Source organism: Shewanella kaireitica, from assembly GCF_023284045.1.
In the GTDB taxonomy this organism is placed as follows: Bacteria; Pseudomonadota; Gammaproteobacteria; order Enterobacterales; family Shewanellaceae; genus Shewanella; species Shewanella kaireitica.
In genome coordinates, this window is the sequence record NZ_JAKIKQ010000014.1 from 67,943 (window position 1) to 79,874 (window position 11,932).

At 41.8% G+C, this 11,932-nt stretch carries 11 protein-coding genes; 7 read left to right on the forward strand and 4 right to left on the reverse strand.

The features are described from left to right. Positions 1-261: 261 nt before the first annotated feature. Together L2730_RS16035 and L2730_RS16040 are read left to right on the forward strand one after the other, a co-directional pair. Complete coding sequence (locus tag L2730_RS16035) at positions 262-960, forward strand: DUF3334 family protein (RefSeq protein WP_248975509.1); 699 nt, start codon at positions 262-264, stop codon at positions 958-960. Between the two features lie 99 nt (positions 961-1,059). Then, positions 1,060-2,076 (forward strand): LacI family DNA-binding transcriptional regulator, encoded by a 1,017-nt coding sequence (locus L2730_RS16040; protein ID WP_248975510.1) that lies wholly within the window; start codon positions 1,060-1,062, stop codon positions 2,074-2,076. A gap of 50 nt (positions 2,077-2,126) precedes the next feature. Here L2730_RS16040 and L2730_RS16045 read toward each other — a convergent pair whose 3' ends face one another. Next, positions 2,127-2,795 (reverse strand): 3'-5' exonuclease, encoded by a 669-nt coding sequence (locus tag L2730_RS16045; protein ID WP_283105757.1) that lies wholly within the window; start codon positions 2,793-2,795, stop codon positions 2,127-2,129. Positions 2,796-2,966: 171 nt separating this feature from the next. Between L2730_RS16045 and L2730_RS16050 the strand changes: the two genes are divergently transcribed. After that, positions 2,967-4,112, forward strand: coding sequence for a cupin domain-containing protein (locus tag L2730_RS16050; protein ID WP_248975511.1), 1,146 nt, complete (start codon positions 2,967-2,969; stop codon positions 4,110-4,112). 113 nt (positions 4,113-4,225) lie between these two features. Here L2730_RS16050 and L2730_RS16055 read toward each other — a convergent pair whose 3' ends face one another. After that, positions 4,226-5,146, reverse strand: a complete 921-nt coding sequence (locus L2730_RS16055) for a transporter (protein ID WP_248975512.1) — start codon at positions 5,144-5,146, stop codon at positions 4,226-4,228. Between the two features lie 168 nt (positions 5,147-5,314). Between L2730_RS16055 and L2730_RS22060 the strand changes: the two genes are divergently transcribed. Genes L2730_RS22060 through L2730_RS16070 form a run of 3 tightly spaced genes read left to right on the forward strand, consistent with a single transcriptional unit; the run spans position 5,315 to position 6,923 of the window. Next, on the forward strand, positions 5,315-5,827 hold the full coding sequence (locus L2730_RS22060) for a GreA/GreB family elongation factor (protein WP_248975513.1): 513 nt from the start codon (positions 5,315-5,317) through the stop codon (positions 5,825-5,827). A gap of 44 nt (positions 5,828-5,871) precedes the next feature. Continuing rightward, positions 5,872-6,387: a GNAT family N-acetyltransferase gene (locus L2730_RS16065; protein ID WP_248975514.1), complete on the forward strand. Its 516-nt coding sequence runs from the start codon at positions 5,872-5,874 to the stop codon at positions 6,385-6,387. 2 nt (positions 6,388-6,389) lie between these two features. Continuing rightward, positions 6,390-6,923, forward strand: coding sequence for a GNAT family N-acetyltransferase (locus tag L2730_RS16070; RefSeq protein WP_283105758.1), 534 nt, complete (start codon positions 6,390-6,392; stop codon positions 6,921-6,923). A 124-nt stretch (positions 6,924-7,047) separates the two neighbouring features. Here L2730_RS16070 and L2730_RS16075 read toward each other — a convergent pair whose 3' ends face one another. Together L2730_RS16075 and L2730_RS16080 are read right to left on the reverse strand one after the other, a co-directional pair. After that, a complete protein-coding gene (locus L2730_RS16075; RefSeq protein ID WP_248975516.1) occupies positions 7,048-9,585 on the reverse strand; it encodes a glycoside hydrolase family 15 protein in 2,538 nt (845 codons plus the stop codon). Between the two features lie 94 nt (positions 9,586-9,679). Then, a complete protein-coding gene (locus L2730_RS16080; protein ID WP_248975517.1) occupies positions 9,680-11,233 on the reverse strand; it encodes an MFS transporter in 1,554 nt (517 codons plus the stop codon). 339 nt (positions 11,234-11,572) lie between these two features. Between L2730_RS16080 and L2730_RS16085 the strand changes: the two genes are divergently transcribed. Continuing rightward, positions 11,573-11,932, forward strand: a complete 360-nt coding sequence (locus tag L2730_RS16085) for a hypothetical protein (RefSeq protein ID WP_248975518.1) — start codon at positions 11,573-11,575, stop codon at positions 11,930-11,932.

An 11,932-nucleotide genomic window follows, 5' to 3' on the forward strand; every position in this document is an offset into this window, starting at 1 on the left:
TGTTTATTTTTAAAATGTTAACTACATCGTTTCTTCTACTAACTTCTATTATCAGTCATCTATTTGGGATCGGAGATAGTCAAAAAGTCCTACTATCATTTTACTTGGAGTGTTCAATCCCAATATGCTACTAACTTAACGAATAGGATCGGCTAAAGACTGAACGAGCTAGCAATTATTATCGATTTTAGCCATGTTTTTGCTTTGTTTTGTTAAAAGTTTGCGGCACTATGAAAAGATTACAATAAGAAGGTTTTCATTATGCTAACAACGCAAGATTCTGTCACCACTGATGACATACTACGTAAGCTTTGTATATCAGTCTCTCACGTACTTTCTAGTACAACAAATAGCCAGATCACCCATGCTGGCATGGTGCAGTCGATTACACGTACTTGTTTAAAACCTGATTTAGGTTGTTTTTCTATTTTTGATGGGGGTTTTTCAGGGCTAGTCGTGATCAACTTTTCGGCTCCGGCTGCGATTGAGATCTATCGAGAATATATGCTTAATATGGGAATGCCTGAGTCAGAGTTGGCGTTTTCGCACACGTCTGACGAAGTCGGTAATGTGATGGGAGAGTTGATGAACCAAATGCTAGGGGATTTCATTAACAAAATCAGTAAGGAATTGCAGACATCAATTAGTCAAAGCCAGCCGAAAATGCTGACCATTAATAAAGAGCTGACTATTTCGGTCGATACAAACCTTGATGAAGCTGTGGCGAGAAGGGTTTCTTTTAAAACTCAAAATAATCATATTTTTTATCTTGAATTTGCGATGGATAAAACGGAGTTTATTAAGTTAACGGATTTCGATGCAGACGAGGATTTTGATTTAGACGATCTGTTAGCTGAGCACGGGCAAGGTAGCACTCCTAAGCAGATTGAACCCGTTGCTAGCTCAAAAGAGAAGCAAATGAGCAGTGCAGACGATCTGTTTGACGAGTTAGGCATATAAGCTGATTCCAATATCGCTGTAACGCTATATTGATGGAGATGAAGCAAGTAACTACTACATAAAAACTAAATAAAAATATAATAAAGGTTTGAAAAAATCATGGTTACAAAAGCAACGTCCATTGATATAGCATATAAAGCAGGAGTGTCTCAATCAACAGTCTCTAGAGCGTTAAGGGACAGTCCGTTGGTTAACTTGGAAACTCGTCAACGTATCCAAGCTATAGCGAAAGAGCTTAATTATAAAGTTGATAAAAACGCCAGCAATTTGCGCATGCAAAACAGTCAGACGCTTGCGTTATTGCTTTGCGAAGACCCTACCAATGACGATTCGCTGATCAATCCTTTCTTTCTATCTATGCTAGGGTCAATCACTAGAGCTTCCGCGCAAAAGGGCTACGATCTGCTGGTTTCATTCCAACAGTTAAGCAGTGATTGGCATGCTGATTATGAGGACAGTAATAAGGCGGATGGTATTATTTTACTTGGCTATGGCGATTTTGTTGATTACGAGAGAAAGCTTGAAAAATTATTGGAACAAAATACTCACTTTGTCATTTGGGGTGCGGAGCACAATCATAAATCGGTATTGACCATTGGTTGTGATAACCATCAAGGTGGCGTGAGTGCTACTGAGCATCTTTTGTCAAAAGGGCATAACAACATTGCTTTTATTGGCGATTCATCCAGCCATAGCCCAGAGTTTCGTGACCGTTACTTAGGTCACCTAGCCGCACTGAAAAAAGCTGGGATCAAAGAAAATAACGCCATACAGTTTGCAGCGATAAGCACTGAAACATCGGGATTTGATGCGACCAATGACTTATTGAATAGCGGTGAGACTTTCGATGCTATTTTTGCGGCAAGCGACCTTATCGCAATTGGTGCCATAAGGGCGCTGAACGCTAAAGGACTGGCGGTGCCGGCAGATGTCGCTGTAATGGGCTATGACGATATTCCTGTAGCCAGTTTTGCTAATCCACCATTAACCACGATTAAGCAAAATACCATGCTCGCAGGTGAAATCTTGGTTGAGAGTGTACTTAAACTGATTAACGGGGAAGAGGTATCGCCGCAGCTTATCCCGACAAACCTAGTGGTGCGTCAGTCGACTTAATCGCTTTTTAACTGCCGAGCGATGAAAAATATCATGCTCGGCATAAGTTGTTAGTTACTGTAATTAGATAAAAATTTAAATACGTTGGCTTTGCTCTGCTTTGTTATCGTTTGCATTAATTTAAACTCAACTTTATCAATACAATGATCTTGTTTTAGATCATCTAGCATTGCTAACCATAAATCGGCAGTCATCTCTGAATCAGCTAACGCTCTATGAAATACACCATCATGTTTAATCTGCTTGTAATTTATTAAACTACCAAGTTTATGATTTGGCGCCTCTTGATACAGCCTTCTAGCAATTAACATAGAGCAAGCAAACTCACCGCGATAATCACGTCCAATTGCGTTGAGCTCGGCGTCTAAGAATCGTTGGTCGAAAGATGCATTATGGGCAACCATATTATAGTCAGCGATAAAGTCAGCAAACTGATCCATGACTTCATCACAAGGAGCTGCACTGCTTAGCATTTGGTTGCTAATGCCGGTGTAACTCTCGATAAAACCGCTAACACGAAAGCCTGGATTCATTAGCTCTTGAAAACGATCAATAACAATGCCGTCTCGTAATTTTACCGCACCAATTTCTATAGCTCGGTCGCCTTGGTTTGGAGACAGGCCAGTGGTTTCAAAATCGAGCACGATCACTGTGCTTGCATCTAGGGCTATATCGGTTTGAAATTCTGTCGAGTGGGGTGAAGCAAAAGAGTGTGCCAATGTGCAGTTCTTACAAGTCGAGTTTGCGCATATTGTAGAGCGACATTGTGGGGAGTCAATTTAAATGTAACGCAAATTGAATGTTCAGCAACTTGCCAATTTATGATCTTGCCCAAATAACTAAATGCTAATACTTGCTAGGATCGCCGCAAATTATAGTGAGTAATAAATATGCAATTAGATTTAAATGGTATTACGCCGCAGCAGTTCTTAGAGCAGTACTGGCAAAAAAAACCACTAGTGATCCGCCAAGGCTTTAAAAACTTTCAAGATCTACTCTCTCCTGAAGAGATGGCGGGACTTGCTTGTGATGAATTGGTTGAGTCACGCCGAGTCTTTAAAGCAAATGATGAGTGGCAAGCTGAGTTTGGCCCATTTGAATCTTACGAAGAACTTGGTGAAAAAGATTGGACCTTAATTGTTCAAGCACTGAATAACTGGCTACCAGAAGCAGAAGAGTTAATTCAATGTTTTGATTTTATTCCACGCTGGCGTTTTGATGATGTCATGGTGAGCTATGCCACACCTGGCGGTGGAGTCGGGCCTCATATCGACCTATACGATGTGTTTATATGCCAAGGTTCGGGTCGCCGACGTTGGAGAGTGGGGGATCTCGGTCCTCATAAAGAGTTTGCAGCTCATCCAGCATTGCTTCATACAGAGGCATTTGAGCCAATCATAGATGTTGAACTCTTGCCTGGCGATATCTTGTATCTACCACCAGGGTATCCTCATGATGGTGTGACTCTTGAGCCCTCGATGAGCTTCTCTGTCGGTTATAGAACGGCCTCGGCTAAAGACATGGTGAGCGCGATGGCTGATCACATCATCGATAATGATTTGTGTAATGAGCAGATTGCCGATCCTGACCGTGAACTCGCCAGTGGTTCTGGTGCGGTGAACAACTCTGATTTAGCGCGAATTAAGCAGCAACTATTTGCCACGTTAGATGACAAGCTAATCAGTGAGTTTAGTGGGCGTTACCTTACTCAGTCGAAATGTGAACTTGATTTACCTGAAGACCATTTAGGTTTTCAAAGTTTAGATGTGACTGAGCAGTTAAAGTTACAGCCCCTAATTAAGCTTGGAGGCTTGCGCTGTTTGTATTTTGAGGCAACAGCCGCTGATGGTGTTCTCTATATCAATGGTGAACAGATCCAATTAGGTAAAACTAAAGAGTCATTAATTGAACTGTTGTGCGACTCGCATCAGTTAACACTAGAGACGCTTGCTCCTTGGTTGGATGATAGTGAAACACTCAACCAGTTGACTGATTGGGTTAATGCGGGTTATTGGTATTTCGACGATATTGAGTAACCGCTAGCATTTATCAATGCTTAACTACAAATAGAAATGGTTCAACGACAGTACCGCCATTGAACCATTTTATTAGTGTATTAAGTTGAGTTACTGGTTTTGGGTTATTCGTTTTAGAATATGTACTGCCATACAGCGCCGAGCGTATCAAAATCGCTACCGACTTGAGTGACAACACCGGTACTCGCATAAAGCTTAATGCTATTGCTTCTGTTAATGGGCGCAGAATAGGTCATGCCGAAGCGAGAGTTTTCCTGAGAATCAAACGAGTCGATATTGTTCTTGTGGGTTTCACCGCCAAAATAAAAGTTGGCATTGAGTGATAACCAGTGACCTCGGCTAAAGTTGTAAATTAAGTGACCTTGTAGCGTATATTGTGGATCTTGCTCTAATTCAACGTCATTGAAATACTCGTCGTTATCACCGTAAAAACGCACAGAAGCGATTAAATCGTAATACCAATCGCCGAGTTTGTGTGACATACCTAAACCAGGTCTAAATACCCAACGATTTGCACCAGCATTAAGCAGCTTATCTTTATCATAATTTCCTGTAGGGGCGGTTATTTGCAGACTAGTACCTAACACAACGCCTTGCTTCCATGTTGCAAAGTCGGCAGGTTTTAAAGCTGGCGCACCAAAAAAATTCCAAGAGAGTCGAATATTAGCATCACCATAGCCACATCTATCAGCAGTGACTCGTTCGCCTTGAAAGTCAGCGCTGCCTTTGTAGCAAAGTCGACTCGCTGTCATATCAATTTTTGATGATTTCCCTGCCAGTGCAAAAGTATGGGCGTATCCGACAACAGCGGCATTAATGCTAATATCAGCATTCTCGATGGGTGCTGTAGGCGCAGGTGATAGTTCACCTTCAGAATGTGCTGCGCCGACGACTAAAAAGTTCATTCCAATGGGAATATTAGTATAGCTTCTAGGCTCAAGATCTTGCGCAGTGCATGTCGTTGCGACCATTGCTACGCTGAGCAAGCCAAAATAGAGGAGCCTGATGTTATTTTTATTATGGCTGTTTTGCATTGATGATCCCTAACTGAAAATTGATGCACTCTAAGCTGCTGCGCTACTTAGCTAATTCGATTGCACATACACTAAGTTAACCATTTTATCAGTTTAATCAAGCATGTTATGCTGCAAGCTCTTAAAACCAATATTTAACATTGTTTTGAATTATCTACAGGGTTTTCCGTGTTTACCAGAGAAGAGATAGAGCATTCGATTCATCAAGCCCTAATCGATGTACATCAGGATGCGGTGAATGCCGCCAAGCGTGCCCACGATACAGCAACCAGTAGTGAAAGCGTTGCTGAAAATAAGTACGATACTTTTGGGTTGGAGGCGTCATACCTTGCTCATGGTCAGTCGGTGAGGGTAGCGCAGTGCCAGACCGATATCACCGCTTTTGAGCAACTTTTCACTTTGTTAAAGCACCGAGCTTTGAACGAAAGCGATAGTCATAAACCAAAACAAATCGCGCTTGGTCATTTAGTTGAGCTTGTTGACGAACAAGATATTGTTAGCTTGTTGTTTATGGGACCAAATGCTGGTGGATTAAAAATCGATTTAGCTAAACGCAATTTTATGCTAATCACACCGCAGTCACCGATTGGCGAAAAACTGATCTCTCGTGAAGTCGGTGACGAAGTCTCGATTAATGTCGCAGGTAAGCTATATCATTATGAAATTGTTGGGATCTATTAGAAACAAATTAACAGATATATGGGCGTGATTGTAAAAGGATTTATATGGCGTTAATGACCAGTGAAAGACTATCAATTAGACAGGTTACTGCTGCTGATGCAAGTTTTATTTTATCTTTGCTTAATGAACCTAGCTTTATTGAGGGGATAGCTGATAAACAAGTGCATAGCCTCGAACAAGCGGTAGAGTATATCAATGACAGTTTCACTAAAAGCTATCATGATAACGGTTACGGTATGTACTTGGTTTCATTGCGGCAAGGTGAAATCCCTATAGGGATCTGTGGCTTGATACGCCGCGATTATCGTGATGACTTTGAACTGGGTTATGCTTTTGCAAAAGCCTTTTGGTCTAAAGGATATGCTCAAGAAGCGGTAAAATCGGTACTCGATTATGGTGAAAATGTACTTAAGGCAAAGGAGTTTATTGCAGTGACTTCTATGGACAATCAGGCATCGATAAAGACGTTAGAACGTGTAGGTTTTGTATTTAATTGTATTGAAAAGTTAGCTGCATATGATGAAGAGAGCCGTTTGTATAAATTAACAATTGAGTTATAACAATGTCTAAGGTATTTACAGTGGATGATTTAACTATCCGAGAGTTTGAACTTGTAGACTTAGAGATATTTGCGCGTTATCGAGCGGTGGAAGCGGTTGCTCAATACCAAAGCTGGAGTCAATACTCAATAGAGAAAGCTAACAGCTTGTATGAATCCATGCAGGGCCATCATTTTGGCGAAATAGGGCAGTGGTTTCAGCTAGCAATTGTTGAAACTAAAACCAATGTACTGTTAGGTGATTTTGCAATCCACTTTATCGATGCTGAACAAGTTGAAGTGGGCTTTACCCTGGCACCCGAGCATCAAGGTAAAGGGATAGCGACTAAAGCGTTAAATGCATTTATTGAGTTTTTATTTCATGATATGAATAAGCACCGAATCATTGCGACTACTGACTGCGACAATCATGCTTCTTATCAATTATTAGAAAGAGTCGGGTTTCGTAGGGAAGCGCATTTTATCAATAATATATTTTTTAAGGGGACTTGGGGAAGCGAGTTCCAATATGGCTTACTTAAGACGGAAAGAGATTAGCCGAGTTATTCAGGCTAAATATTAAAGGATGCGATCGACCCATTAATACACCTATTTTAAAAGCCCGCTAGCTTGTTGCTAACGGGCTTTCATGTATTGAACTAAAGTTGCTAAATCAGTACAGCTACTGCTTGAGTTTGTCGCTCACGATTGAATAATTATCCCATACTTTTTTGTCGGAAATGGAGCGTACCAGCTTAATGTATTCAGCGTGAGTCCATGCAAGCGGGGTTGCAGAGTTAGTGCCTTGGCCTAGCTTATAGTGGTAACGTGTAGGGTTACCCACTCCATCCCATACTTGCTCTGGTAACATCAACCCTTCATTAGCAAAAGTTTCCATTCCTTGCACATAGGTGTTAATGAGTGCTTGGTGTTCCTTGCTGCTTAAACTATTATTTTGGAGCGACTTAGCGAGTTCGAAGTGCCCGCGCTCTCCAGTAAAGAATGGCCAAACACGCCCGCGTTGCCCTGCTGTATTAACGCCTCTCTCGGCGTAGCTATTACCGTTGACTTCATCTTCACCGTAGCCGTCATTACCATAGCGTCTAAACCCCGGAATGGCTGTTCCATCTTTGGCATTGAACTGGTACTTGACTCTTAAGTTATCCTCGAGCTGCTGATTATCAATAAGGTTAATCGTATTGATGATGGTCTTATCATTTGCTGGAGTGACGCCATAGCGCACTAACTCTAAGAAACCACCATCGAGAATCAAACGTTGATCTAAACCAGCTCTACCATTGTTATCGCCAAGCTTGTTATCTTTATTTGGCTCTCCATTTGGTGCTAAGCGCACAAAGTAGGGCAGACTGGTCTGTGTTTGCGTATTGTCACGTTCTACGCTGCTGGGAGCTGACAATAGACCTGCGGTTGTAACCATTAGATCATTGATTTTACCTTGCATATTTTTAGCTGTTGCTAAGTAGCGCTTAGCCGCTTCTTTATCACCAGCATGAGTGGCAATATCGCTGGCGCTTATCAACCCTGAAATAACTGCAGCTGTTGTGGAGGGCGAGTAGCCTTGTTGCTCTTCCCAGCGCTCTTGTTGAGTTTTTAGTGGTGTAATATTGGTATGGTTCCAATCTAGATTAACTTCTCCGCCGTTAACTAGAAAATCAGCGGCAGGTTTGAGCATCTTTTTATACCAATGATTTATTTCGGTATCGCTTAATACACCTGCTTGCCATAACTTCCAGCCGAGCATGATGGGCATCGCTGTTTGATCTAACTGCACGCCGACCCATTCAATCTGTCCATCTACGTGGGTTTTTTGTAAAAACCATCCCGGGGTACCGCTATAACCCGGGGTATTTTTATTCACCTGAACTTTTTCTAAATACTCAAAGGCTGTTTTTGGCGTTTGGCTGTCGCCCATTGCTAAAAAGGCCATTGCGCATTGATAAAAATCTCGTGGCCAAACAGCTTTATAGCCTGTACTGCCAACTTTTGCTGAAACCGTATCTCCCCATGGATTAGAAAGTGAGGCGATTAACGCACCTGCATGGGTTTTATCTTCTTGTGCCTTTAATACTAATGCACTGGCGTATAACAACTTGCCACTATCTGTGGTGGTATTAACCATGTTATTTAATGCATCGAGTGAGCTTAGATAATCTTCCCAGCCTAATGATTCGCCTTCACCGTTAAATGCGGCAAGTACTTTGCTACTACCAACAGCGAGAGTCGCGTCTGTATTAGCTAAACTGGTTTGCTTGTCGCTGCCAAAACCGATGACGAGATCAAAACTGATCTTTGCTTGTTGCTCGCCGGCTTTTACTATTGGGCTTGGGTACTGGGCGGTGAGTGCGACATTGCCTCCTTGGTTTTCCTCTGAGGTTGTGCTGTACTGCCAGTTCATTTCACCGTTACTATTTAGATCGGTTAATCCATCAGAGATCCCGACAAAGCCAACGCTTGCTTGGCTAAAATCAACACTCGATTTAACACTCATAACGCTGCTGTTTTTATCGGTAGTATTAACGGTAAACACTTTATTGGCATCGTCATACTGAGCAATATCGTTTGCACCGCTATTGTCTATATGTGGGTTAACGACTAGGTAAGGGGTGATCCCAGATTCAAATGCAGTAAAGACCACTTTCATCATTAGTGCATCGCGATCAGGATCAGTAAAAATGTGTTTTTCTATTTGGTATTTGCCGTCTTTATCTTTATTGATAAGCTTATAGGCAAGTGATAGCGGCTTGCCGTGCTTATCAGTGTGCAAATACTCAATAGTGTGTTCAGTATCATCTTTTTCTGTATCAACAAAACCTTTACCGGTAACAACAAACTGCATATCTTTAAGCTGTGCATTGTGAATCAAGCCAAACATGGTTTCAGTGACAATTCCTTGAGCGAGTGAGAACCACACCCGACTGATAGGGTTTTCAGTGCTATCTTGATAACTGCCATCGGTATAGGGCTCATAAGAGGTACCTATGCCGGTTTTTCCTGCAAAAGCCCATGTTGGGTTGCTTCCAGGAATTCCCGGTGCAATAGAGTTTCGCTGATTATCACTGCTTAGTTGCGTAGTATCACTTTTAGCAGAACTTAACTGAGTACTTTTCTCTGTATTTTTATTGTTACAGCCGGCTAGTAACAGCGCCATGCTAACCGCGGCGGTAAGTACTGATTGTTTAAATGTGATTGGACCTACCATTTGCTTCCCCAAAATGTACTTTTTAATTTACTTTATGTCAGACACAAAGCGTGATATTAACGTTTGCTGCTTGTATTCTCTTCAGCAAGGCTCACTAGTTATTGTCGATATTGACTCTTAACACTGCTATACCTGCAACCATCATCAGCGCACCACCGGTTATCAGTGCGTAAATCGGTTCGCCATCGAAAAGCACTCTGACGATAAGCCCGAGCACACTTGCTGCAAGTAATTGTGGGATGACGATAAAGAAGTTGAATATACCCATGTAAACGCCCATTTTCTTTGCAGGTAACGCGTTAGCAAGCAGGGCGTATGGGACGGAGAGTATTGAAGCCCAAGCAATGCCTATACCTATCATTGGCAGCCACAATAATGTCGGGTCGCTAATGAACTTAAAGCTAATAAGGCCAAGCCCACCACAAAAAAGATTAATACAGTGAGTAACTTTTAAACCCAGTTTTTTAGCGAGAATAGGGATGAAAATGGCCGCGATTGCTGCAAAACCGTTATAAACAGCAAAGAGTAAACCGACCCAGTCAGCACCATCGTTATAGGCTTTTGATAATACATCTTGGCTACCATAGTGATAGTCAGTCACGGCTGCTGTGGTATAGATCCACATGGCAAATAGTGCAAACCATGAGAAAAATTGCACTAAAGCGAGTTGATGCATCGCTTTGGGCATATTGAATAGGTCATCGACCACGCAAAAGATTAAGCTCTGCTTTTCACGGTTTGTACTTAACTGTTTTGTTGTTTCAGAATGCTGCTTTAGTTGGTTTAATTTGGTTGCACAGTATAGCTGCAATGGACCAAAACTTAATATTCCGATACTGAGAATAAATAGCTGTTTATCCCACTCACACAACCAAATAGTGGCAGTAAAAATGCTACCAATACTTGCCCAGAGGATACTTCCGTTTCGGTACTGTGTTGCGCTACGTTGACCCGTTGTTTGGATGGGACTTTCGTCAGTGTGCTTTTCAAATTCAGCTAACTCTTCAGGTGAGTACTCTTTTGTTGAAATGACGGTCCACATTACAGCAAGGAAAAGAACAGCACCGCCAAAATAGAAAGCGTAACGTACTGAATCAGCAATTTCACCAGCGGGCGCAGTATTACTCACATCAAAATAATTACTTAAAATGTAGGGCAGTGCTGATGCGATGACCGCGCCAATACCGATAAAGAAGCTTTGCATCGCATAACCAAGAGTGCGTTGCTTGTTAGGCAGGTTGTCGCCAACAAATGCGCGAAAAGGCTCCATGGCAATGTTAATTGAAGCGTCCATTATCCATAGCATGCCAGCAGCAATCCACAGAGCAGGCGAGTGGGGCATAACAAAGAGTGCTAAGGCAGTACAAACTGCGCCGAGTACAAAGAATGGTCGCCTTCTTCCCCATCTTCCCCAAGTGTTATCACTTAGGTAACCGATGATTGGCTGTACAATGAGTCCGGTTAAAGGCGCTGCAATCCATAAGATGGGAATATCTTCAATTGAAGCCCCAAGAGTTTGGAATATTCGGCTTACATTGGCGTTTTGCAGTGCAAAGCCAAATTGAATGCCTAAAAATCCAAAGCACATATTGAATATTTGCCAGAAGCTGAGCTGTGGCTTTTGTTGTTGAGGGTTGTTCTCAGACATTAACCAGACCTTTTCGGTGTTAGAATTATTATTGTTGGTCGAATCTAAAAAAATGGGTAACAACTAGCGACCTCTGCTGGCCGTTACCCTATACCTATGCTAATCAAGCGATAACCAAACATGTTAATGTTGTTGGGCTGAAGCTTGTTATAGAATGGTAAAACTAACGGTTAAACCGTTAGAAACGACCATACTTTTAACGACCACACCACAAGCAGAGCATGAATAAAAGTAGGTTTCCATGTTACCCTTGAGCTTGAATTTGGCACAACAGAATACATACGTATTCATGCTGTGTAATTAACAATTATAAAACTTATATTTAACGGGGTAATATTGGTGATTAAAGTAATAAAAATACAAGCTTTTGTTTTTATGTGTTTTTTAATCTTGAGTGGCTGTAACATTGCAAATCACGGTTCATTTACCTCTAAGACCTTTGATGGTGCGGTTCAGTCTGAAGAGCTTGTTGAATTAGGTGCTGTCGTTGGTGAGAGCTGTCAAACACAGTTTTTATATTTACTACCGATCGATGAAGGTGTGTCGACATTGCTGGCTATTGAGCAAGCTAAGCAAAAAATTGCCGGTACCGTCTTACTCGCTGATATGATTATCGACGATACGCTGGCAATTGAATTTGGCTATTCAGAGCAGTGCATCATTGTGCATGCAACTGCAATGGGCATAGCAAATCGTTAA

Bases quoted from the DNA above. Each gene is read 5' to 3' on its own strand.
- L2730_RS16035 (WP_248975509.1), top strand. From the start codon at position 262: ATGCTAACAACGCAAGATTCTGTCACCACTGATGACATACTACGTAAG.
- L2730_RS16040 (WP_248975510.1), top strand. From the start codon at position 1,060: ATGGTTACAAAAGCAACGTCCATTGATATAGCATATAAAGCAGGAGTG.
- L2730_RS16050 (WP_248975511.1), top strand. From the start codon at position 2,967: ATGCAATTAGATTTAAATGGTATTACGCCGCAGCAGTTCTTAGAGCAG.
- L2730_RS16055 (WP_248975512.1), bottom strand. From the start codon at position 5,146: ATGCAAAACAGCCATAATAAAAATAACATCAGGCTCCTCTATTTTGGC.
- L2730_RS16065 (WP_248975514.1), top strand. From the start codon at position 5,872: ATGGCGTTAATGACCAGTGAAAGACTATCAATTAGACAGGTTACTGCT.
- L2730_RS16070 (WP_283105758.1), top strand. From the start codon at position 6,390: ATGTCTAAGGTATTTACAGTGGATGATTTAACTATCCGAGAGTTTGAA.
- L2730_RS16075 (WP_248975516.1), bottom strand. From the start codon at position 9,585: ATGGTAGGTCCAATCACATTTAAACAATCAGTACTTACCGCCGCGGTT.
- L2730_RS16080 (WP_248975517.1), bottom strand. From the start codon at position 11,233: ATGTCTGAGAACAACCCTCAACAACAAAAGCCACAGCTCAGCTTCTGG.